Source organism: Mycobacterium sp. 852002-51163_SCH5372311 (assembly GCF_001667115.1).
In the GTDB taxonomy this organism is placed as follows: domain Bacteria; phylum Actinomycetota; class Actinomycetes; order Mycobacteriales; family Mycobacteriaceae; genus Mycobacterium.
This window is the reverse complement of sequence record NZ_LZIJ01000084.1, coordinates 1-22,767: the sequence shown is the minus strand read 5'-3', so window position 1 is coordinate 22,767 and position 22,767 is coordinate 1. Positions and strand designations below refer to the sequence as shown.

Here is a 22,767-nt window from a genome sequence, read left to right as displayed (position 1 = left end):
GGAGGCTCAAGTGTTCGACCTGTTGATCCGCGATGCCCAGATCGTCGACGGCACCGGCGCGCCCGCGCGTCACGGCGATGTCGGCGTCAGCAGGGGCCGCATCGCCGCCGTCGGCCAAGTCGATGACCTTGCCACCAAAACGGTTGACGCCCAAGGCCTTACCTTGGCCCCCGGCTTCGTCGACCTGCACACCCACTACGACGCTCAGCTGTTCTGGGACCCGACCGCCAGCCCGTCTCTCCAACATGGCGTCACCACCGTCTTCGGCGGCAACTGCGGCTTCACGCTGGCGCCCGCGACCGAAGACCAGCACGACTACCTCACCCGAATGCTGGCCCGCGTCGAAGGGATGCCGCTGGACGCGCTGCGGGCCGGACTGGATTGGGGCTGGGCATCTTTCGGTGACTGGCTCGACCGGCTGGAGGGGCGTGTCGCCGTCAATGCCGGCTTCCTGGTTGGCCATTCGGCGCTTCGGCTGGCCGCGATGGGCGGCGACGCCGTCGGCGGGCAGGCCTCGCCCGAGCAAGTAGAAAAGATGGTCGGGGTGCTGCACCAGGCCCTCGACGCCGGCGCGCTCGGCTTGTCGACGTCGCAATCGCCGACCCACAACGACGGCGCCGGCGAGCCCGTGCCGTCGCGCAGCGCGTCACGCGACGAACTGGTTTCGCTGGCGGCCGGCCTGCGCGACCATCCGGGCACGACGCTGGAAGCGATCATCCCCGGTTGCTTGTCGGGGTTCACCGACGAGGACATCGCGCTGCTCACCGCCATGTCGGTAGCGGCGGCCCGCCCGTTGAACTGGAACCTGTTGGCCGTCACGGCGGCCAACCCGGACGGGCACCGAAAGCAGTTGCGCGCCGGGGAGATTGCCGCCGAACGCGGTGGCCGGGTGGTGGCGCTGACCCTGCCGCAGGCCATGAAGATCCGGCTGTCGTTCCTGTCCGGATTCGTGCTCGACGGGCTGCCCGGCTGGCGCGACACCATGCATCTGCCGGTGCCCGAGCGGCTGGCGGCCCTCGCCGACCCCGAAACCCGTCGACGTCTCGCCGAGGGCGCCGCGTCGAAGGAGGCGGGCATGCTGCGCGGCCTGGCGCAGTGGGACCGGCTGGTCCTCGTCGAGACGTTCGCCGACGAGAATGCCGACGCGATCGGCCGCAGCGTCGGCGAGGTGGCCGCCGCCCGCGGTAGCCAGCCGTTCGACACCCTGTTGGACATCGTGATCGCCGACCAGCTGCGTACCGGGCTCAGCCCGCCTATGGCCGGCGATGACGCGGCCGACTGGCGGATGCGGGCCGAGGTGTGGCGTCATCCGGGGGCGGTCATCGGCGGCTCGGACGCCGGCGCTCACCTCGACATGATGTGCGGCGCGATCTACACCACGTCGCTGCTCGGCCGGGGTGTCCGCGAGCACCAGGTGGTGCCGCTCGAGGAAGCGGTCCGGCTGATCACCGACGTGCCGGCGCGGTTCTACGGCTTGACCGAGCGTGGCCGGATCGCGCCGGGCTGGCACGCGGATCTGGTGCTGTTCGACCCTGCGACCGTTGGCCACGGCCCCGAGCGCACCCGCTACGACCTGCCCTCCGGCGCACCGCGCTTAGTCGCCGACGCTCACGGCATCGCGTCGGTGCTGGTGGCGGGCGTCGAGGTATGCCACGACGGCGTGGCCACCGGAGCCATGCCCGGCACCGTGCTGCGGTCCGGTCGCGATACCCAGACGGTGTCCGCTCATGGCTGATACCGCGACCGAACAGTTCGACCCCGCCACGTTGCAGGACGGGCTGCTCTTGCAAGTTGACAACGTGCACGAACGGCTGCGCGACGCACGGGCTCAACACCGGGTGATGCCGGGAAATCCTTTCGCCGAGATCAGCGGGGGACAGCTGAGAGATCTCGGGGTGACGGTGCTCGGTTTTGACGAGTGTCAGCACGTGCTGACCCATCCGGACACGTTCTCGTCGTCGATTTACGACCAGATCATGGGCCCGGTCATGGGTCGCACCATTCTGGAGCTCAGCGGCGCCGAGCATCGCGCCCACCGGGCATTGGTATCACCGTCGTTCCGCTCGGCGCTGCTGGAACGGTGGCGTAGTGAACTGGTGGAACTGGTGGTCGACGAGCTCATCGACCGCTTCGCCAGGCGTGGGAACGCCGAACTGGTCCGCGAGTTCACCTTTGCGTTTCCGGTGCAGGTCATCGCGCGCATCCTGGGTTTGCCCCGCTCCGACTACCCGCGTTTCCAGCGGCTGTCGATCGAGCTGCTCAACGTGGTCTACAACTGGGACGCCGGTATCGCCGCATCGACGGCGCTGAAGGCGTATTTCGGTGAGGTCCTTGCCGATCGGCGCCGCAAACCGCAAGACGACCTGGTCAGCACGCTGGCGGAATCCGAGATCGACGGCGCGCGGCTGAGCGACGACGAGATCTTCGCGTTCCTGCTGCTGATCCTGCCGGCCGGCGTGGAGACGACGTATCGCTCATCGGGCAACCTGCTTGTCGCGCTGCTCACCCAGCCGCAGCTACTGGCCGAGGTGCGGGCGGATCGCGGCCTGGTGCGCGGCGCCATCGAGGAGGGGCTGCGCTGGGAGCCGCCGATCAGCTCGGTGGTGCGGCTGGCGGTTCGCGACTGCGTGCTGGGCGGGGTGCAGATTCCGTCGGGAACGAACGTCAACGTGAGCGTCGCGGCGGCCAACCGGGACCCGGCGCACTACCCGGACCCGGACCGCTTCGACCCGACCCGAACCCACATCACCCACTTGACGTTCGGCGGCGGCCCGCACCTGTGCCTGGGCATGCATCTGGCCCGGATGGAGACGACGGTCGCGCTAAACGCACTGCTGGATCGGCTGCCCGACCTGCGGCTGGACCCGAGCGCGCCGCCGCCGAAGATCGCCGGGGTCGCGTTCCGCTCACCGGCCGCGTTGCCGGTCGAGTTCACCGCGGCTTAGCCATGTCGACGAAGTTGCTGCTCAGGGTGACGGGCGCAGTACTGGTCGTGGCCGTCAGCGGGCTAGCGGGATGCGCCTCGCATTCGCCCAAGACGACCAGACCATCGGAGCCGACGACCGGATCCTCAGCGGCCTCGTGGGTGGAGGACGCCGTCACCTTTCCGGTGGGCGACATGACGGTATACGGCACATTCCGTCACCCCGCGGGTCAGGGCAGAGCGGTGCCAGGCGCACTACTGATCGCCGGCAGCGGACCGACCGACCGCAACGGAGACTCGGCCGTCATGCCCGGCCAAATCGACACGCTGCGGAACCTCGCAAATGCCTTGTCCGACAACGGCGTGGCCAGCTTGCGCTATGACAAGCTCGGCACCGGCCAGACCGGCCTCGGACCCTACGCCAGCGACCCGACGAAACTCGATATGGCGGTGTTTCAAGATGAGGCGACCGCTGCGCTCAAGTTCCTGGCCGGCCACTCCGGCATCGATGGTGATCGTTTGATGGTGATCGGGCACAGCGAAGGCGCCCTGTATGCGCTGCTGCTGGCCACGGCCGCGCCCGGGACCGCTCCGCCGGTGCGGGCCCTGGGTCTGCTCGAGCCGCAGAGCCGTCGCATCCTCGACCACGTATCGCTGCAAGCGCACGCCCAGGCCGACGCCGCGGTCAAGGCCGGGCAACTCTCCGCTGCGCAGGCCGCCGAGAGCACGGCGGCGATTGACCGGGCCATCGCGGAGTTCCGCACGACCGGCAACGTCCCGCCCGACGAACCGGCCGGACTGAAGCCGGTCATCAACCCCGCCAACGCACGGTTTTTGCAGCAGGAAGATGCCATCGATCCGGCGGACGTAGCCGCCAAACTGCCCCACGGCATGCCGGTACTCGTCGCGTGCAGCGACGCGGACACTCAGATCAGCTGCGAAGATGTCGACCACCTGGTGTCGGGCCTCACCAACGCCGGCACCAAGACCGAATACGTGCACCTGACCGGTGTGAGCCATGTCCTCAAGGAGGACTCCAGCAGATCAGCAGGCAACTACACCCAGCCGCTACCGTTCTCCACCCAACTCGTCGCCGCACTGGCCTCGTTCGTCAAGCAGAATCTCGGATGAGCAGACGTGAACCCTCGGATTTGGGCGCTTATCAGCAGTTTCGAATTCGCATTTTTAGCTGGAAGCCAGAGGTTTCGCGGGGCGGTCGGCCCATCACTCTCTTCGGTGTAGACCCACGGCTTTCAGTGTGATCCGACAGCTTCCGGTGTGAACTGACGGCTTCCGGTGTGAATCTACGGCTTTCGTTGTGAACATACGCCTTTCGTTGTGAATCTACGGCTTTCAGTGTGTCTGTAGGGCGGGAATCGGCGCCATCTTCCGCCCAGGCTTCACACGCAAAGCCTAGGATTCACGCCCAAAGCCAAGGAATCACAACCAAACTCGGGACACAAATGTCGCGGCCAGCGGCTGCACTCAGCAGTTGTCGCTGCGAGCCGGACAAAAAGACACAAGCTTCTTCTCCGGTGATGGGAGTGACTGGTGTGGCTTTGACGTATCGAGCCAACTTGAAACGACCCGAGTTGTCGCTACGGGTCGGGCAGGAAGACACTCCTACAGATAACCCGTCTGGTTCACCAGCCGCACCGAAGATGCTCCGTCGGAATAGAATTCGGCGATGCTGAGCGACGCCAGGTCGAGGTGCAACCGGTAGAGGATGCCCGGCCCCGCATCCAGCGCGAGCCGCAACAGCATCTTGATCGGCGTCACGTGAGACACCACCAGCACCGTGGCACCTTGATATCCCGCGATGATCCGTTCGCGGGCCCGACGCACCCGCTCCAGTGCTGCGTCGAAGCTCTCCCCGCCCGGCGGTTCCGTGCTAGTGTCGCGCAGCCAGCGACGATGCAGCTCCGAATCGCGTTGAGCGGCCTCGGCAAATGTCAACCCTTCCCACGCCCCGAAGTCCGTCTCGATCAAATCGTCGTCGACGGCAACGTCCAGCCCCAGCGCCTTGGCCGCTGCCGCCGCCGTATCGTAAGCGCGCTGCAGCGGGGACGAAATCACCGCGGCGATCCCGCCGCGCTCTGCCAGATAACGTGCCGCAGCCTCGGCCTGCTGCCGTCCCAGTTCGGTCAGGGCCGGGTTGCCCCGACCGGAGTAGCGGCGCTGCACCGACAACTCGGTCTGCCCGTGCCGCAACAGCAGCATCCTGGTCAGCGTGCCCCGAGCACCGGTCCAGCCCGGCGGAGACTGGGGCGCAACATCTTTCGTCGTCTCAGCACCAGCCACCGGTGTCTCTTCGGCAAGGATGGCCGCAGCGTCCATGGCCTCGTTGGCCAACCGGTCGGCATGCGAATTGCGCTCCCGCGGAATCCAGGTGTAGCTGATCCCGTCGAGCCGCGACGCCAGCGACCGCGCCTGCGCGTACAGCTCCGCCAGGTCAGAGTTCTTGACCTTCCACCGCCCGGACATCTGCTCCACGACCAACTTGGAGTCCATGAAGACCGCCGCCTCGGTGGCACCCAGTTCCACAGCGGCGGCCAAACCCGCAAGCAGGCCGCGATATTCGGCCACGTTGTTGGTCGCGCGGCCGATAGCCTCCTTGGTCTCCGCCAGTACGGTGTCGCCGTCCGCGCTGCGGACCACCGCGCCGTATCCGGCGGGCCCGGGGTTGCCGCGTGATCCCCCGTCGGCCTCGATGCGCACCTTCACTGCTGAAATTCCTTGACCCGCAGCAGGATAGCGCCACATTCCGGGCATCGCACGACGTCGTCTTCGGCGGCCGCCGTGATCTGGGCCAGTTCGCCGCGGCCGATCTCGATCCGGCAGGCACCGCAGCGATGACCCTGCAACGGCCCGGCGCCCGGCCCTCCGCGTGCGCGCTGTCGTTCGTAGAGCGCTGAAAGGGCGGGGTCCAGCGCCGCTGCCAGCTGGTCGCGTCGTGACGCACGTTGCTGGCGGGCTTGGTCGATATCGCCGACCGCGGCATCGAGGGCCTGCTGGGCACGGGCCAGGTCTGCCTGCAGCGCCTCGATCGCTTTCAGCTCGGCGGCGAGCTGCTCCTGCAGCTCCTCGCGATGCTCCATGACATCCAGCAGGGAATCTTCCAGGCTGGTCTGACGGCGTTGCAAAGTCTCCAGTTCGTGTTGCAGATCCCCCAATTGCTTGGCGTCCGTGGCACCCGACTTGAGCAGAGACCGGTCCCGGTCTTCGCGCTGACGCACCGCATCGATCTCCGACTCGAAGCGCGACACCTGGGCGTCCAAGTCCTCCATCGCGATTCGCAGAGCGCCCAGCCGATCATTGGCGGCGTCATACTCGGCACGCAATCGCTCGCACGCCTCGCGCTGCGGCAGATGGCTGGCACGGTGCTCGATTCGGGACAGCTCAGCATCCAGCTCGGTCAACTCCAGCAGCGATCGTTGCTGTGCTACTTCAGCTTTCATCACTGACCTCGTCCTCAAGGTTCCACGGGTCGGTGCGTATGTTGCACACCCGCACCGAAAGTGCGTCGCCGAACTTGAGCCGCAGCAGGTCGGCAGCCTGGCCGCACCAAGGGAATTCGCTTGCCCAGTGCGCGACGTCGATCAGCGCGACGTCCGACGTCCGCAGGTGCTCGTCGGCCGGATGGTGTCGCAGATCGGCTGTGACGTAGGCCTGCACATCCGCGGCGGCCGCGGCTCGCAGCAGCGAATCGCCGGCGCCACCGCACACCGCTACCCGCGATACCAGCATGTCGGGGTCTCCCCCGGCGCGCACTCCCCAGGATGTCGTCGGCAAAGCGGCACGGACCCGGGATACGAAGGCGCGCAACGGTTCCGGCTGCATCAGCGTACCGACGCGCCCCAGTCCGGTGCCTGACGGCGGCGGTACCAGGGCGAAGATGTCGAACGCCGGTTCCTCGTACGGATGCGCGGCGCGCATGGCCGACAGCACCGCCGCCCGAGCCTGCGCCGGCGCGACCACTTCGAACCGGTCTTCGGCCACCCGTTCGACGGCTCCGACGCTGCCGATCGCCGGCGACGCACCCTCCTGCGGCAGGAACTGGCCGATGCCACTCACGCTCCAGCTGCAGTGCGAATAGTCGCCGATGTGACCGGCGCCGGCCCCGAACACCGCCGCCTGGACGGCTTCGGTGTTCTCGCGCGGCGCGTAGATGACCCATTTGTCCAGTTCGACCCCGCCAGACGACGGCTCGAGTACCCCTTCGACAGTCAGGTCAAGCACGTCCGCCAAGGCGTCGGACACCCCGGGCGCTGCCGAGTCGGCATTGGTGTGAGCGGTGAAAAGTGCACGGCCGGAACGGATCAAGCGGTGTATCAACGCGCCCTTGGCGGTGCTGGCGGCGACGCTGTCGACCCCGCGCAGCAACAGCGGATGATGCGCCAGCAGCAGGCCGCCGTCGGGAACCTCGTCGACCACCGCAGCCGTGGCGTCCACCGCGACGGTCACCGAATCCAGCAATTCGTCAGGGTCGCCGCACACCAGCCCAACCGAATCCCACGACTCGGCAAGCCGCGGCGGATATGCCTCGTCCAGCACGTCGATGACGTCGGCCAGCCGCACGCTCATCGGGAGCCGCCGGCGATCGCATTTTCGATGCCGCGGGTCAGCAGCGGCCACTCCGGACGCACTGCCGCACGCAGATAGCGCTCGTCCAACCCGACGAACGTGTCACAGCGACGAACGGTAATACCCTTGCTGTGCAGGCTCTTTCGTATCATTTCGGCACCGGGGACGCTGAACAACACAAACGGAGCCCGGCCGTCGACCACGTCGGCGCCCACCGATTCCAGGCCGGCTGCCATCTGGGCGCGCAACGCGGCCAACCGCACCGCCCCGTCGGCGGCCTGGGCGACGGCTTCGGCCGCGCAACACGCCGCTATCGCCGCCAGTTGCAGCGTGCCCAGCGGCCAGTGCGCGCGCCGCGCGGTCAACCGGGCCAGCACCTCCGGCGCGCCGAGGGCGTAGCCCACCCGCAGCCCGGCGAGCGACCACGTCTTGGTTAGACTGCGCAACACCAGCACGTCCGGTAGCGAATCGCCGGCCAGCGATTCTGGTTCGCCGGGAACCGAATCGGCGAACGCCTCGTCGACCACCACAATCCGGCCCGGCCGCCGCAGCCCGAGCAACTGCTCGCGGGGATGCAGCACCGCCGTCGGGTTCGTCGGGTTGCCGACCACCACAAGGTCGGCATCTTCGGGCACGTCCGCGTCGGCCAGCCGGAACGGCGGCCTGAGCACCACATGATGCACCGGCACCCCCGCCGCGGTCAGCGCCAGCGCCGGTTCGGTGAACGACGGCGCGACGATGGCCGCCCGCGCCGGGCGCAGGTTGGGCAGCAGCGCGAACCCTTCGGCAGCCCCGGCCAGCGGCGCGACCTCGTCGGGGCAACGACCGTGGCGCTCGGCGACTGCGTCGCGGGCCCCCTGGCGGTCCTCGGCGCTGGGATAGCGCGCCAGGTCCGGCAGCCGCGCGGCCAGCCGTTGCAGCAGCCACCGCGGCGGTCGGGTATCGCGGACGTTGACGGCGAAATCCAGCATGCCCGGCGCGACGGCCTGATCGCCGTGATAGCCCAGACTCGCCATCCTCGAAACACTAGTGCGCCGCCGCGCGGCCTTCGTCGGTCGGCCAGCCAATCGACGTTCGCGAGAGTGCCATCACCGACGCGGCCTCTCGACGAACGCGTTGGCAGTATCACTCTCGCGGCTACCTGGGCACGTTGCCCGGCCGCCGGATCGCCCACAATGGGAGCGTGACCGACACGACGCCAACGACCGAGACCCCGCAACTGGTCGTCTTCGACCTCGACGGCACCCTCACCGACTCCGCCGAAGGGATCGTCGCCAGCTTCCTGCACGCGCTCGGCCACATCGGTGCGCCGGTGCCCGAGGGCGACCTGACCGCCCGCATCGTCGGGCCGCCCATGGACGAAACCTTCCACGCGATGGATCTCGACGGGCGCGCAGACGATGCGATCGCGGCCTTCCGAGCCGAGTACGGCAGCCGAGGCTGGGCGATGAACACCCTGTTCGACGGGATCGCCACCCTGCTGGCAGATCTGCGGGCCGCCGGCGTCCGGCTGGCCGTGGCCACCTCCAAGTTGGAGCCGACGGCCCGGCGCATCCTGGCCCACTTCGATCTCGACCAGCATTTCGAGGTCATCGCCGGCGCCAGCCCGGACGGCTCGCGTAAGACCAAGGAAGAGGTGCTGGCGCACGCGCTGGCGCAGCTGCAGCCGCTGCCCGAACGGGTGCTCATGGTCGGCGATCGCAGCCACGACGTGGATGGAGCAGCCGCCCACGGCATCGACACCGTGGTGGTCGGCTGGGGTTATGGGCAGGCGGATTTCCCCGACGGGCTAAGCCCGGCGACGCATGCCGCCACCATCGATGACCTGCGGAGGGCGCTGGGTGTCTGACCATCCGCTGCACGTCACGTTCGTCTGCACCGGCAACATCTGCCGCTCGCCGATGGCCGAGAAAATGTTCGGACACCAGATCCGCGAGCGGGGTCTGGCCGACGCGGTACGGGTGACCAGCGCAGGGACCGGCGACTGGCATGTCGGTAGCGGTGCCGATGTGCGGGCTGCGCGAGTACTGCACGCCCACGGCTATCCCACCGATCACCGCGCCGTCCAGGTCGCCGACGACCATCTGGCGGCCGACTTGGTGGTGGCCTTGGGACGCAACCACGTTCGTTTGCTGCGCCAACTCGGGGTCGACGAGGAGCGGATACGCATGCTCCGGTCGTTCGACCCGCGTTCGGGAGCCTATGCCCTCGATGTCGACGATCCCTACTACGGCGACCATGACGACTTCGAAGAGGTTTACGAGGTCATCGAGGCCGCCCTGCCCGGCCTGCACGCCTGGGTCGACGAACGCCTGGCGCAGAACGGACACGGTTGATGCCCCGTTTCATGCGGGGCCTGGCGTTCCTGCTGCGACCGGGCTGGATAGCGCTGATCCTGGTGGTCATCGCCTTCACCTACCTGTGCTTCACGGTGCTCGCACCCTGGCAGCTAGGCAAGAACACCAGGACATCGCGGGAGAACCACCAAATCGAGACCTCCCTCAACACCCCGCCGGTGCCGCTGAAAACCCTGCTACCGCAGCAGGATTCGTCGGCGCCGAATCAGCAGTGGCGCACGGTGACGGCGACGGGGCACTATCTGCCCGACGTTCAGGTGCTGGCCAGGTTGCGCGTGGTCGAGGGCGACCAGGCCTTCGAGGTGCTCATGCCTTTCGTCGTCGACGACGGCCCGACCGTACTGGTGGATCGTGGCTACGTGCGTCCTGAGCAGGGCTCGCATGTGCCGCCGATTCCCAGGCCGCCGGAGGGCACGGTCAGCATCACCGCGCGGCTGCGGGACTCCGAGCCACTCGTCAAAGACAAAGAGCCGTTCTCCAGAGACGGTGTGCGGCAGGTGTACTCGATCAACACCGAACAGATCGCGATTCTGACCAAAGTCCCGCTGGCCGGGTCGTACCTGCAGTTGGTCGACAACCAACCCGGCGGCCTCGGCGTGATCGGCGTGCCGCATCTGGACGCCGGCCCGTTCCTGTCCTACGGCATCCAGTGGATCTCGTTCGGCATCCTCGCTCCGATCGGCTTGGGCTATTTCGCCTACTCCGAACTGCGCGTCCGACGTCAGGAGAAGCAGCAGGCACCGAAGCCTGACGCTCCGATGACCGTCGAGCAGAAACTCGCCGACCGCTACGGCCGCCGGCGATAAGCCAGCGCACCGGCCAGCACCGCCGCGCCCGCCTGCACCACCTGCGACAGCCGCACCGCGCGGCGCAGATCGGCAACCGTGGGCGCCCGACCGTCGCCCAGCTGCGGCCGGATCTGCAGCTCGTGTTGGTAGTGCGTGGGGCCGCCGAGCCGCACGCCGAGCGCCCCCGCGAAAGCCGCCTCGACGACGCCGGCGTTCGGGCTGGGATGACGGGCGGCGTCGCGCCGCCAGGCCCGCACCGCACCCGACGGTGATCCTGCGACGACGGGCGCGCACACCACGACCAGAGCTGCCGTCACCCGGGCAGCTACGTAGTTGGCTACATCGTCGAGTCTTGCTGCAGCCCAACCGAATCGCGCATACTGCGGCGAGCGGTGGCCGATCATCGAGTCCAGCGTGTTGATCGCGCGATAACACAGCACGCCGGGCGCGCCTCCCACCGCGGCCCACAGCAACGGCGCCACCTGCGCGTCGGACGTGTTCTCGGCGACCGATTCGAGCGCGGCGCGGATCAGGCCGGGGCCGTCCAGCCGGCTTGGATCGCGCCCGCACAAAGAAGGCAGCAGCCGTCGGGCAGCCTGAATGTCGTCGCCTCCTAGCAGCTCCGACATCAAAGTGCCGGTGCGCACCAATGACGTTCCGCCCACCGATATCCAGGTTGCTACCGCGATGGCCGCGACGGCCGGAAGCCGGCGCTGCACCGTCACGCCAAGCGATCCCACCGCGCCGACCAGAACGCCTACGTGGACGACGCCGGCCATCCGCCTGTCGCGGTAGGTGATCCGCTCCAAATGCGTCGCCGCCATGCCGAACAATGCAACCGGATGTCCTCTGGCAGGGTCGCCCAACGCGAGGTCGGCCAGGTAGCCGGCCGCAACGCCGACGGCCCTGGGCTGTCCTGTGGAGCCAAGCATCCCGGCAGGGTCTCACATTGCCCCTGTACATCGGGCACTTGCGCCCACTGCGACGCAATCAACCTCGGCTAAACGACCAACAGAACGACCAATAAGACGACTACGAAAAGCTGCGAACCCAGCAGCCACCACACCTCTGGGTCGTGCTTGAACGTTCCCTCCGACAGCCCGGTGCAGGGACTGGTAATCGGTGGAGAACCGGCGTCGACGGGCGACGGTTCAGTTGACATGCGTCGAACATGCCCGTTTTCGGGCACGCTAATCGCAGGCCGTCAAAAAATTCTGCCGACAGCGCCTCATACGTGGTCTACTCGCACCTATGACGTCAACTGGCGGGAACCCGCAATGAAGCGGCCCGCAACCCGAGTCGCCGACCTTCTGAATCCGGCGGCGACCCTGTTGCCGGCCGCCAACGTGATCATGCAGCTCTCGCTGCCGGGCGTCGGCTACGGCGTGCTGGAAAGCCCGGTGGACAGCGGGAACGTCTACAAACACCCGTTCAAGCGGGCCCGCACCACCGGCACTTACCTGGCGGTGGCGACCATCGGGACCGAGTCCGACCGCGCACTGATCCGCGGCGCCGTGGACGTTGCGCATCGGCAGGTGCGATCCAAGTCGTCAAGCCCCGTGTCCTACAACGCATTTGACCCCAAACTGCAGCTGTGGGTGGCCGCGTGCCTGTACCGCTACTTCGTCGACCAGCACGAGTTCCTGCACGGCCCGCTCAACGATGGCAGCGCCGACGCCGTCTATCTCGACGCCAAGCGGTTGGGCACCACCCTGCAGGTACCCGAACGCATGTGGCCGCCGGACCGGGTCGCGTTCGACGAGTATTGGAAGCGCTCGCTCGACGAGCTGCAGATCGACCCGCCGGTCCGAGAGCACCTGCACGGGGTGGCCTCGATGGCGTTCCTGCCCTGGCCGTTGCGGAAGCTGGGTGGACCGTTGAATCTGTTCGCGACGACGGGGTTCCTGGCCCCCGAGTTCCGGGCGATGATGCGGCTGGACTGGTCGGAGTCGCAGCAGCGCCGGTTCGAGTGGCTGCTGTCCGCGCTGCGACTGGCCGACCGGCTGATTCCGCACCGGGCCTGGATTTTCGGCTATCAGCTCTACCTGTGGGACATGCGTTCGCGCGCGCGGCGCGGCCGGCGGATCGTGTAGGCCCATGACCTTCCCAGCGCTCAACCACGTCGCTGTCACCGTTCGCGACCTCGAGATCAGTGGCCCCTGGTACCGCAAGCTGCTAGGCGAACCGCTGCTTGACGAACACACCGAAGCCGGCTTTCGGCATCTGGTATGGCTACTCGAGGGCCGCACGTTGTTCGGTATCCATCAGCATGACCGCCCGGCGGCCGACGAGAAATTCAGCGAGTTCCGGGTGGGCCTGGACCACGTCGGCTTCGGCTGTGCCAACCGGGCCGAGCTGGAGCAGTGGGTCACCCGGCTCGGCGAGCTGGGCATCGAACACGGCGGCATTGTGGACGCGCCCTACGGCTCGGGGTTGAGCTTCCGCGACCCCGACGGGATTGCCCTGGAGTTCTTCGCACCGCCCGGCTAGCGCGAGCTGGGGTAAAAGCGCCTATTGCCAATGCAATTGGGTGAGTTCCACGTCACCGCACCGTCGCGAAGAACACGCGCAGGTCGTCGACAAACAGCTCGGGTTGCTCGAATGCCGCGAAATGCCCGCCGCGGGGCATGCTCGTCCAGTGCGTGATGTTGTACACCGGCTCGCACCAGCGTCGCGGTGCCTTCAACAACTCACCGGGGAAAGCGGCTACGCCGGTGGGCAATTCGACGCGGTCCATCTGACCCCAGACCTTGAAGCTTTCCCAGTACAACCGGGCCGACGACGCGGCGGTGCCGGTCACCCAGTACACCATCACGTTGTCGAGCAACTCGTCGCGAGTGAGCACGTTCTCGGGGTTGCCGTCGCAGTCCATCCACGCTTCGAACTTCTCGACAATCCACGCCAGCTGGCCCACGGGTGAATCGACCAGCCCGTAGCCCAACGTCTGCGGCCTAGTGGACTGCTGCTTGGAATAGCCGGTGCCCCACTGGCGGTGCTTGGCCAATTCGGCCAGGGCGTACTGCTCTTCCTCGGTCGGATCGGCCATCGCTTCGGCAGTCGGCCTGCCGATCGGCATGTTCAGATGGATGGCGGTGCAGTGACCGCCATTTCGGCCGATCTGCGTGGTTACCGCAGCGCCCCAATCGCCACCCTGCGCGCCGTAACGCTCATAGCCGAGCCGCAGCATCAGCGTCTCCCAGGCCTGCGCGATCTTCTCGACACCCCAGCCGGTGCGAGTTGGCTTGCCCGAGAACCCATATCCGGGCAGCGATGGGCACACCACATGAAAGGCATCCTCGGCGCGGCCACCGTAAGCCGTCGGATTCGTCAGCGGCTCAATCACCTTGTGAAACTCCACAATCGAGCCCGGCCAGCCATGAGTGATCACCAGTGGAAAGGCATCGTCATGCGGGGATCGTTGATGAATGAAATGAATATCGAGCCCATCTATTTCGGTGACGAACTGGTCGAACCGGTTCAGCGCAGCCTCACGCGAACGCCAGTCATACCGGTCGCCCCAATACCCGGCCAATTCACGCGTGTAGGCGAGTGGAATGCCCTGGCTCCAGTCGTCGACACATTCGGCCTCCGGCCATCGAGTGCGCGCCAACCGCGACCGCAAATCATCAAGAACATCATCGGGAACGTCAATGCGAAACGGCTTCACCCGTTCATAGTGCCGTGTTCCCTCGCGAGCAGACGCAAAAGCACCCAAAACAGCGCGGTTTGGGTGCTTTTGCGTCTGCTCGGCGGACTAGAGCTTGCCCACTTTGTCGGCAATCTGGCGGGCAATGTTAACCGCGGCACCGGGCGCGGGGTTGGTAGCACATGCGGCGACGTCGACGACGACGTTGTTGCTCGCGGTCAGTGCGCGCTGGCACGCCCAGCCATTGCCGTCCTGCAGCGTATCGGTTGTGCTCAGAACGTTGTTGCTGTTGTCGATCGCGCCCATGGTGAAGATCTTGTCCGGGCCGCCCGGCGACAGGACGTGGTATTCGTGGTTGGCGCACAGCGGCCAGAATTGGGCAGACGCCTTGAAGAAGTTAGAAGCGCCGTTGGCGTCAGGGAACTGTACGACGGCCTGGATGACGTGATGGGCAAAGTTGGGCACAGGTTCCTGCAGCTCCTGTGAGCGCACGGCCTTCCACCCGCTGTTCGCGTACATTGTGGCCTCCGCCGGCTGGGTGAATCGGCAATTCTTGTCCGGCTTTCCGGCGCTTGTGTCGGCCATCTGCGACAGAGTCGCCTTGACCGGCACCTCGGCGTCCGCCGCCATCGCGGTACCGATCTCGGCCGGACTGAGCAACAGCCCGTCGAGGGCGTCCGCCGCAACCGGAGGCCGTGACGATGCTGTAGTGCCGGCGGATGTGGCGTTCGTGTCCGCGGAGTTTCCGCCACTGCCACAGCCGGCGAGCAGAACGACGACGGCTGCCAACGCCAACCGCCTCGAAGGGCCCGATCCCCCTTGGCCTTTGAACATCGGAATCAGCACGGAAGCCAACCGGTGGTCATCACCAGTCCGCCGAAAGCCGTTGACTCGGTCACCCACCCGACCTTGCCATACGCTCTCTAACTGGGCAAACAACTTGAGCGGGACGGCGGCCGCCAGCCGCGACGTAGGCATACCCCAGCGGCAACTATCGGCAATTTTGCCGATGATACGTAGCACTAGGCCACCGCATGCTGGCTAGCATGAGCGAAACAGAGCGAAGCGACTTGGACATGCGGGCCATGGTTGAACTGCCCACCGGAACCGTGACGTTGCTACTGGCCGACGTCGAGAGTTCGACGCGGTTGTGGGAAACCCAGCCCGAGGCGATGAAGGCCGCCGTCGCGCAGCTAGACCAGATATTGGCCAAGGCAACCGCCGCACACAATGGTGTACGACCCGTCGAACAGGGCGAGGGCGACAGCTTCGTCATCGCGTTCACCAGGGCTGCCGACGCCGTCGCTTGCGCGCTCGACCTGCAACGGGCCGCGTTGGCACCGATCAAACTGCGTATCGGGCTGCATACCGGCGACGTACAGCTGCGCGACGAAGGCAACTACATCGGCCCGGCCATCAACCGCACGGCACGGTTGCGCGACCTGGCCCACGGCGGTCAGACGTTATTGTCCGGCGCGACCGAACCGCTTGTCGTCGACCAACTTCCGCCGGAGGTCACCCTCACCGACCTGGGCACCCATTCCCTGCGCGACCTACCCCGCCCGGAACGCGCAATCCAACTCTGCCACCCGGACCTGCGTAACGACTTCCCACCACTGCGTACGCTGAATGCTACTGCGGCCGAACGCCTTCCGGTGCAACTGACGAACTTTATCGGGCGTCAAACCGAAATGAAGGGGATTGGTACGGCGCTTGGAGAGAACCGACTCGTCACCCTGACCGGCGCGGGCGGTGCTGGTAAGACGCGGCTGGCGGTCCAGGTCGCCGCGTCAGTTGCGTCTGAATACGCCGGCGGCGTGCGGTATGTCGATCTGGCGCCTATCACCGACCCCGACGTGGTACCGACGACCGTAGCTCGCGCGCTGGGGCTGCCCGACCAGCCCGACCAACGCGTCACAGAGCTGATCCTGCGGTTCATTCGCGATCGTCACATGCTGATGCTGCTGGACAATTGCGAACACCTGCTCGACGCCAGTGCCGATTTGATCGCCGCCTTGTTGGCCGGCTGCCCGGCGTTGACATTGCTGACCACCAGTCGCGAACCGATCGGCGTCCCCGGTGAGGTGAGCTGGCGGGTGCCGTCGCTGTCGCTGGCCGACGAAGCCATCGAACTGTTCAGTGATCGCGCCCGGCGGACCAAGCCCGACTTCCGCATTACCGCAACCAACAAAGACACCGTCACCGAAATATGCCGCAGGCTGGACGGCCTACCACTGGCCATCGAGCTCGCCGCCGCCCGGGTCCGCGCGCTGTCGCCGAACGAAATCCTGCACAGCCTGCACGACACGTTCCGTCTGTTGACCGGCGGAGCTCGCACCGCCGTGCGACGCCAGCAGACCCTGCGCGCATCCGTCGACTGGTCGCACGCACTGCTGAGCGAGCCCGAACAGGTGCTGTTCCGAAGGCTCGCAGTGTTTTTCGGCGGGTTCGATCTCGACGCAGCCCAAGCTGTGGCCGGTGAGACGGAGCGCTACCTTGTGCTCGACCAGCTCACGCTGCTCGTCGACAAGTCGCTCGTAGTCGCCGAAGACAGCGCGCAGGGCACCCGCTACCGGCTGCTGGAAACCGTCCGCCAGTACGCACAAGAAAAACTTCACGAGTCCCGCGAAGGCAACGACGTCCGCACCCGTCATCGCGACCACTACACCGCGATGGCCGGTCTGCTCGACACACCGGCAGGCGCGGACCACCAACGGCGCATCGACGCAGCGGGGACCGAAATCGACAATTTGCGTGCAGCTTTCGCATGGAGCCGGGAAAGCGCTGACATCGAACTTGCCCTGACGTTGGCGTCGTCGCTGTTACCGCTGTGGCTGTCGCGCGGCCTGATGCAGGAAGGGTTGAACTGGATAGCCGCTGCGCTTTCCGATGCGGACCGCGACGGCGTCGATGCGCGGGCGGCACGTGTGCGGGCTGCTGTGGGCAGCGTGGTATTGGAGTCCTTCCGGGGCTTGACCGTAAATCACGACAATGCTGAGCGAATCCTCGCAATGGCGCGCGAATTTGGCGACCCGACGCTTGTGGCGCGAGCGCTGACCGCATGTGCCTGCCGCGCCGCCGACGATCGCGAACTGTGTGTTGCCTACTTCACGGAAGCGGCGGACATTGCGCGGGACGTCGGTGATTCATGGTGGCTGGGGCAAACACTCGCTTTAAAGGCGATGTACGCACTGCTGTTCGGCGAACCTGTCGACGCGGGACAGGCCGTCGCCGAAGAAGCTCTCCGGATTGCCGACGGCAGCGGCGACATATTTGTATCCCATCAGTGCCGCTATGTCCGTGGCTGGGCGCAAATCTTAAACGGTGACCTGACAAACGCCCTCACGCAGCTTCGCGAGGTCGAAGAGGAAACCACAGCGGCCGGTGAAGCGATGTTCTCGATGCAGGCAGTGTCGATTCAAGCAATCGCCCTTGCGTACCAGGGTCACATCGACGCTGCTCGGACGGCTGTCGAGGTGGCTTTCGAACGGGCAACCGACCTCTTTGACACCTACACGGGAATCGTCTACGCGGCATCGGCTCACGTGCACTTGGCGGCGGGCGACGCCGCGGCGGCGTGGCAGGCGTATGAAGCGGCACGCGAGCGCACCACTATGGACCCCCAGCTGGCGCCGATGCACATCTTTGCGGCTTTGGCCCCGTTGGCGTGTGGCGACCTGGCCGCGGCCCGTCGGTGGGCCGATGACGTTGTGTCTGTGACCAAAGGCTGGAGTCTGGCGGCGGCCACGATAGCGCGGGCCCGCGTGAAGATCGCACAGGGAGAACTCGACTCCGCCGAACGCGACGCCTACGACGGACTCGATCTCGCGGCACGACTCAACGGTGATCTCCTCATTCCGTTCGCGCTCGAATGCCTCGCCATTGTGGCGGCCGACCAGGGCAACTACCCGATATCGGCGCGTCTGTTCGGCGCTGCAGACGCGGCCCAGATGCAGATGGGCATGGTGCGCTTCAAGGTTCTTGACGCCGATAATCAGAGCCGGATGACTGCGTTACGGGATGCGCTGGGCGACAATGAGTTCGACGCCATGTGGGCCGAGGGCGCCGCGCTGTCGCTCGACGAGGCGGTCGCCTACGCCCAACGCCGCAGAGGCGAACGTAAGCGGGCCACTAGCGGGTGGGCATCGCTGACCCGAGCCGAGCACGACGTGGTCAAGCTGGTCAGCGAAGGATTAGGCAACAAGGAAATCGCCGCAAGGCTTTTCGTCTCGCACCGGACGGTCCACGCTCACCTCACCCACATCTACACCAAGCTCGGGCTGAGTTCGCGGCTGCAGCTTGCCCAGGAGGCCGCGCGTCATACTGGATAGCGTCAAGCGTGTAACCACTGCTAAATTCCTGCTTGATTCTCGCAGTGGTTACACGCTCGGCGAGCATGCGAATCCGGAACGGTCACCGCCCATACCGCTTCGCCAGCACTTCGGCCTGCCGGTCGGCCAGTGCGATTACGGTCAGCATTTGGCCATCGGGCTGAACGGAAGCAAACCCGTGTCGCACGCGTAGATGTCGTCGAGACCATACACAGCGCCGAACGGTTCCGTCACATGCCTGCGCAGGTCGGCACCCATGACATGCGCTGATCCTGGTGGGCGCGGACGGTATCGAACCGCCGACCGCTGGTGTGTAAAACCAGAGCTCTACCACTGAGCTACGCGCCCCATACCCGCCGGGCAGGCTACACGCCCGAAGGCCAACCACCCAAAACGCTCAGGCCCGTAAAGCTGCCAGCGCGTCGGTCCACAGCCGCTGGTCGCGGGCCTCTCCGGGCTGCATCATCTCCGCGAACTGGATGATTCCGGACCGATCGACGACGAAAGTCCCGCGGTTGGAGTAGCCGGCGTCGTCGTTGAACACGCCGTAGGCCTGGCTGACCTGCCCGTGCGGCCAGAAGTCCGACAGCACCGGGAAGGTGAAGCCGCTCTGGGCTGCCCAGACCTTGTGGGTCGGCGGTGGGCCCACCGAGATGGCCAGCACCGCGCTGTCGTCGTTTTCGAATTCGGGGAGGTGATCGCGCAACTGGTCCAGTTCGCCCTGGCAGATGCCGGTGAAGGCCAGCGGGAAGAACACCAGCAAGACGTTTTGGGATCCGCGGTAGTCGCCGAGGCTGACGGGCTGGTGGTTCTGGTCGCGCAGGGTGAAGTCCGGGGCTGTGGTCCCCACAGCCAGCATCAGCGCTTACCGGCCCGCGACTTGGGCTGTACCAACCGACTGGCGCTCCAGTTACCGAGGTTGACCGACGACGTCGGCATCAGGCCGGCGGTGGGTGCCGCTTCGGCGATCTCGGCGGGCAGCACGTGCCCGGGCCGGCCGGTCTTGGGGGTCAGCACCCAGATCACGCCGTCCTCAGCCAGCGGAGAGATCGCGTCCATCAGGGTGTCCACCAGGTCACCGTCGCCGTCTCGCCACCACAGCAACACGACGTCGATTACCTCGTCGGTGTCTTCGTCGAGCAACTCACCGCCGCAGGCTTCTTCGACCGCTGCGCGGATGTCGTCGTCGGTGTCTTCGTCCCAGCCCCACTCCTGGACCACTTGGTCTCGTTGGATGCCCAGCTTGCGAGCGTAGCTCGGGGCGTGATCCGCCGCGACCACCGTGGGACCTCCTTTAGCCATGCACACGCCGTGCGATGGGCTTAATCGTCGCACATGCAGCGCACGTCGAACATGCCCGCCTCAGGAGGCCACACACAGTTTCAGTGACCTGGTCTTGGCGGCGTTGAGCCGGTCGACCCGTCTGTTGAACTCCGCCGAACCCACGTGCGTGGCGATCGCGTTGGCAACGCCGCGCACCGCGTCGACGTACTCGCGGAATGCGTCCTGCATCTCCTGCGACAACGGAGGCCCGATGCTGCTCTCCACCGTGTTGCCGCTGTTGTTGCTGGCGTCGATGGCCGGGCCTTCCGTGGGGCCGGTGTTGCGTCCCGCATTGAACGCCGCGACGAAGGCGTTCACCTTGTCGATGGCGTCCTTGCTGGTGGTGGCCAGGCCGTCGCACGCGCTGCGAATGGCGCGGGTCGTCAGCGACTGTTGCCGCTGGGTCTCCCGAATACTCGACGATGCCGCCGACGCCGACACCGACATCGACACCGACGAGCGGTAGGCCGGGGCCAGACTGCCGTTGGCCTTGCCGGTGCCGTTGGTGACCTTGGTACAGCCGACCATCCCGATCACGACAACCGCCACACAACCAAGCGCCAGAGCACCTCGCCTGGGGAACTCCCCCACGTGCCTGCGAGGGTAGGCACGCCATCCGATGAGCACGGCTCATGACGTTACCGGGTCGCGGTTGCAGCCGCCGTGGACGCACCGATTTCGTTGCGCAATCTCGGGCCGCGGCCGCGATCGGACGGTAGCTACCCGCCCAGTGCATCGGTGCGGCACGATAGGGGGAAGATCACTAAGCAGATACCCCGCCAACTACAGGAGCGGAAGTTGACCACCGAGTTCACGCGCACCGATTTGGCCAAAACCCCAAGCAGCACAAGCGAACCCGACCGTGTTCGGGTGATCCGCGAGGGTGTCGCGTCCTACCTGCCCGACATCGACCCCGAAGAGACGTCGGAGTGGCTGGAGTCCTTCGACCAACTGCTGGAACGCTCGGGGCACGCGCGGGCGCGCTACCTGATGCTGCGGCTGCTGGAACGGGCCGGCGAACAGCGGGTGGCCATCCCCGCGCTGACGTCGACCGACTACGTCAACACCATCCCGACCGAGCTCGAACCGTGGTTTCCCGGCGACGAGGACGTCGAACGTCGCTATCGGACCTGGATCAGGTGGAACGCCGCGATCATGGTGCATCGCGCGCAACGGCCCGGCGTGGGCGTCGGCGGCCACATCTCGACCTACGCGTCCTCCGCCGCGCTGTACGAAGTCGGCTTCAACCACTTCTTCCGCGGCAAATCGCATCCCGGCGGCGGCGACCAGGTCTTCATCCAGGGCCACGCCTCCCCCGGTATCTATGCGCGGGCCTTCCTGGAGGGTCGACTCACCGCGGATCAACTGGACGGATTCCGTCAGGAGCACAGCCACCCCGGCGGCGGCCTGCCGTCCTATCCGCACCCCCGGTTGATGCCCGACTTCTGGGAATTCCCCACGGTGTCAATGGGACTCGGCCCGATGAACGCCATCTACCAAGCCCGGTTCAACCACTACCTGCACGACCGCGGCATCAAGGACACCTCCGACCAACACGTGTGGTGCTTCTTGGGCGACGGCGAGATGGACGAGCCGGAGAGCCGCGGTCTGCTGCACCTCGGAGCGCTTGACGGCCTCGACAACCTGACCTTCGTGATCAACTGCAACCTGCAACGCCTCGACGGCCCAGTGCGCGGCAACGGCAAGATCATTCAGGAGCTGGAATCGTTCTTCCGCGGCGCCGGGTGGAACGTCATCAAGGTGGTGTGGGGACGCGAATGGGACGCGTTGCTGCACGCCGATAAGGACGGCGCGCTGGTCAACCTGATGAACGTCACGCCCGACGGCGACTACCAGACGTACAAGGCCAACGACGGTGCCTACGTGCGCGACCATTTCTTCGGTCGCGATCCGCGCACCAAGGCGCTGGTGGCGGACATGACCGACGACGAGATTTGGAACCTCAAACGCGGCGGCCACGATTACCGCAAGGTCTACGCCGCCTACCGCGCTGCCATCGACCACAAGGGGCAGCCGACGGTCATCCTGGCCAAGACCATCAAGGGCTACTCGTTAGGCGCACACTTCCAGGGCCGCAACGCCACTCACCAGATGAAAAAGCTTGCGCTGGCCGACCTGAAGTACTTCCGCGACGCCATGCGCATCCCGATCAGCGACGCCCAAATCGACGAGGACCCCTATCTGCCGCCGTACTACCACCCCGGTCCGGATGCCCCCGAGATCCGTTATCTGCTCGACCGGCGTCGCACCCTCGGCGGCTTCATCCCCGAGCGCCGGACCAAGGCCAAGGCGCTCACACTGCCCGGCCGCGACACCTATAAGGCGCTGAAGAAGGGATCGGGTCAACAGGAAGTCGCCACCACCATGGCGACCGTGCGCACGTTCAAAGAAGTGTTGCGCGACAAGCAGATTGGACCACGGATCGTCCCGATCATTCCCGACGAAGCCCGAACCTTCGGGATGGACTCCTGGTTCCCGAACCTCAAGATCTACAACCGCAACGGCCAGCTGTACACCGCCGTGGACGCCGAGCTGATGCTGGCTTACAAGGAGAGCGAAGTCGGGCAGATCCTGCACGAGGGCATCAACGAGGCCGGGTCGGTGGCCTGCTTCACCGCCGTCGGCACGTCGTACGCCACGCAAAACGAGCCGATGATCCCGATCTACATCTTCTATTCGATGTTCGGCTTCCAGCGCACCGGCGACGGTTTCTGGGCGGCGTCCGACCAGATGGCGCGCGGCTTCGTGCTCGGGGCCACCGCCGGGCGTACCACGCTGACCGGTGAGGGCCTGC

General features: G+C 66.4%; 22 protein-coding genes and 1 tRNA gene. 10 read left to right on the top strand and 13 right to left on the bottom strand.

Translation table 11 applies throughout. From position 1 onward, the window contains the following. Window positions 1–10: 10 nt before the first annotated feature. Window positions 11–1,735 carry an amidohydrolase family protein gene (locus tag A5791_RS11315; protein ID WP_067235705.1) on the top strand — a complete coding sequence of 575 codons (1,725 nt, stop codon included), beginning with the start codon at window positions 11–13 and terminating at the stop codon, window positions 1,733–1,735. After that, window positions 1,728–2,945: a cytochrome P450 gene (locus A5791_RS11310; protein WP_067235702.1), complete on the top strand. Its 1,218-nt coding sequence runs from the start codon at window positions 1,728–1,730 to the stop codon at window positions 2,943–2,945. The genes A5791_RS11315 and A5791_RS11310 overlap by 8 nt, the downstream gene beginning before the upstream one ends. On the opposite strand, the gene A5791_RS26460 is transcribed toward A5791_RS11310, so the two are convergent. Beyond that, complete coding sequence (locus tag A5791_RS26460) at window positions 2,932–3,120, bottom strand: hypothetical protein (protein ID WP_156661156.1); 189 nt, start codon at window positions 3,118–3,120, stop codon at window positions 2,932–2,934. The two genes, A5791_RS11310 and A5791_RS26460, sit on opposite strands and share 14 nt — an antisense overlap. On the opposite strand from A5791_RS26460, the gene A5791_RS11305 reads away from it, so the two are divergent. Then, window positions 3,119–4,054: a S9 family peptidase gene (locus A5791_RS11305; RefSeq protein WP_067235724.1), complete on the top strand. Its 936-nt coding sequence runs from the start codon at window positions 3,119–3,121 to the stop codon at window positions 4,052–4,054. The two genes, A5791_RS26460 and A5791_RS11305, sit on opposite strands and share 2 nt — an antisense overlap. Window positions 4,055–4,546: 492 nt before the next feature. On the opposite strand, the gene A5791_RS11300 is transcribed toward A5791_RS11305, so the two are convergent. Genes A5791_RS11300 through cobC form a run of 4 tightly spaced genes read right to left on the bottom strand, consistent with a single transcriptional unit; the run spans window position 4,547 to window position 8,574 of the window. After that, complete coding sequence (locus A5791_RS11300; RefSeq protein WP_067235699.1) at window positions 4,547–5,647, bottom strand: bifunctional RNase H/acid phosphatase; 1,101 nt, start codon at window positions 5,645–5,647, stop codon at window positions 4,547–4,549. Further along, on the bottom strand, window positions 5,644–6,381 hold the full coding sequence (locus tag A5791_RS11295) for a zinc ribbon domain-containing protein (protein WP_067235695.1): 738 nt from the start codon (window positions 6,379–6,381) through the stop codon (window positions 5,644–5,646). Before A5791_RS11295 ends, A5791_RS11300 begins: the two co-directional genes overlap by 4 nt. Continuing rightward, window positions 6,371–7,507 (bottom strand): Nif3-like dinuclear metal center hexameric protein, encoded by a 1,137-nt coding sequence (locus A5791_RS11290; RefSeq protein ID WP_067235691.1) that lies wholly within the window; start codon window positions 7,505–7,507, stop codon window positions 6,371–6,373. The genes A5791_RS11295 and A5791_RS11290 overlap by 11 nt, the downstream gene beginning before the upstream one ends. Then, window positions 7,504–8,574: an Rv2231c family pyridoxal phosphate-dependent protein CobC gene (cobC, locus tag A5791_RS11285; protein WP_255397652.1), complete on the bottom strand. Its 1,071-nt coding sequence runs from the start codon at window positions 8,572–8,574 to the stop codon at window positions 7,504–7,506. Before cobC ends, A5791_RS11290 begins: the two co-directional genes overlap by 4 nt. A gap of 116 nt (window positions 8,575–8,690) precedes the next feature. Here cobC and A5791_RS11280 point away from each other — a divergent pair, with 116 nt between their 5' ends. Genes A5791_RS11280 through A5791_RS11270 form a run of 3 tightly spaced genes read left to right on the top strand, consistent with a single transcriptional unit; the run spans window position 8,691 to window position 10,670 of the window. Further along, a complete protein-coding gene (locus A5791_RS11280; protein WP_067235684.1) occupies window positions 8,691–9,356 on the top strand; it encodes an HAD-IA family hydrolase in 666 nt (221 codons plus the stop codon). Further along, complete coding sequence (locus A5791_RS11275; RefSeq protein WP_067235681.1) at window positions 9,349–9,843, top strand: low molecular weight protein-tyrosine-phosphatase; 495 nt, start codon at window positions 9,349–9,351, stop codon at window positions 9,841–9,843. The genes A5791_RS11280 and A5791_RS11275 overlap by 8 nt, the downstream gene beginning before the upstream one ends. Before the next feature lie 11 nt (window positions 9,844–9,854). Further along, window positions 9,855–10,670: an SURF1 family protein gene (locus A5791_RS11270; protein ID WP_067235721.1), complete on the top strand. Its 816-nt coding sequence runs from the start codon at window positions 9,855–9,857 to the stop codon at window positions 10,668–10,670. Here the strand turns inward: A5791_RS11270 and A5791_RS11265 are convergent. Together A5791_RS11265 and A5791_RS26455 are read right to left on the bottom strand one after the other, a co-directional pair. Continuing rightward, complete coding sequence (locus A5791_RS11265; RefSeq protein WP_067235679.1) at window positions 10,652–11,584, bottom strand: cobalamin biosynthesis protein; 933 nt, start codon at window positions 11,582–11,584, stop codon at window positions 10,652–10,654. The two genes, A5791_RS11270 and A5791_RS11265, sit on opposite strands and share 19 nt — an antisense overlap. A gap of 68 nt (window positions 11,585–11,652) precedes the next feature. Beyond that, window positions 11,653–11,814: a hypothetical protein gene (locus tag A5791_RS26455; protein ID WP_156661152.1), complete on the bottom strand. Its 162-nt coding sequence runs from the start codon at window positions 11,812–11,814 to the stop codon at window positions 11,653–11,655. Between the two features lie 115 nt (window positions 11,815–11,929). Here A5791_RS26455 and A5791_RS11260 point away from each other — a divergent pair, with 115 nt between their 5' ends. Together A5791_RS11260 and A5791_RS11255 are read left to right on the top strand one after the other, a co-directional pair. Then, a complete protein-coding gene (locus tag A5791_RS11260) occupies window positions 11,930–12,745 on the top strand; it encodes an oxygenase MpaB family protein (RefSeq protein WP_067235675.1) in 816 nt (271 codons plus the stop codon). 4 nt (window positions 12,746–12,749) lie between these two features. Next, window positions 12,750–13,142 (top strand): VOC family protein, encoded by a 393-nt coding sequence (locus A5791_RS11255; protein ID WP_067235672.1) that lies wholly within the window; start codon window positions 12,750–12,752, stop codon window positions 13,140–13,142. A 52-nt stretch (window positions 13,143–13,194) separates the two neighbouring features. Here A5791_RS11255 and A5791_RS11250 read toward each other — a convergent pair whose 3' ends face one another. Next, on the bottom strand, window positions 13,195–14,319 hold the full coding sequence (locus A5791_RS11250) for an epoxide hydrolase family protein (protein ID WP_067235669.1): 1,125 nt from the start codon (window positions 14,317–14,319) through the stop codon (window positions 13,195–13,197). Window positions 14,320–14,406: 87 nt separating this feature from the next. Continuing rightward, window positions 14,407–15,201, bottom strand: a complete 795-nt coding sequence (locus tag A5791_RS11245) for a sensor domain-containing protein (protein WP_197504660.1) — start codon at window positions 15,199–15,201, stop codon at window positions 14,407–14,409. A gap of 143 nt (window positions 15,202–15,344) precedes the next feature. Between A5791_RS11245 and A5791_RS11240 the strand changes: the two genes are divergently transcribed. Next, window positions 15,345–18,629, top strand: coding sequence for a LuxR C-terminal-related transcriptional regulator (locus A5791_RS11240; RefSeq protein WP_369828051.1), 3,285 nt, complete (start codon window positions 15,345–15,347; stop codon window positions 18,627–18,629). A 273-nt stretch (window positions 18,630–18,902) separates the two neighbouring features. Here the strand turns inward: A5791_RS11240 and A5791_RS11235 are convergent. From A5791_RS11235 to A5791_RS11220, 4 genes are all read right to left on the bottom strand, one after another. Further along, a tRNA-Val gene (locus A5791_RS11235) sits at window positions 18,903–18,977 on the bottom strand. 49 nt (window positions 18,978–19,026) lie between these two features. Beyond that, the gene (locus A5791_RS11230; RefSeq protein WP_067235662.1) at window positions 19,027–19,488 is read right to left on the bottom strand and encodes a peroxiredoxin; all 462 of its coding nucleotides are present in this window, start codon (window positions 19,486–19,488) and stop codon (window positions 19,027–19,029) included. Then, window positions 19,488–19,910 carry a DUF3052 domain-containing protein gene (locus A5791_RS11225; RefSeq protein ID WP_067235659.1) on the bottom strand — a complete coding sequence of 141 codons (423 nt, stop codon included), beginning with the start codon at window positions 19,908–19,910 and terminating at the stop codon, window positions 19,488–19,490. The genes A5791_RS11230 and A5791_RS11225 overlap by 1 nt, the downstream gene beginning before the upstream one ends. Before the next feature lie 81 nt (window positions 19,911–19,991). Continuing rightward, the gene (locus tag A5791_RS11220) at window positions 19,992–20,579 is read right to left on the bottom strand and encodes a hypothetical protein (RefSeq protein WP_067235655.1); all 588 of its coding nucleotides are present in this window, start codon (window positions 20,577–20,579) and stop codon (window positions 19,992–19,994) included. Window positions 20,580–20,750: 171 nt separating this feature from the next. Here A5791_RS11220 and aceE point away from each other — a divergent pair. Beyond that, the coding region (gene aceE, locus A5791_RS11215; protein WP_067235652.1) for a pyruvate dehydrogenase (acetyl-transferring), homodimeric type at window positions 20,751–22,767 on the top strand (2,017 nt) is incomplete at its 3' end.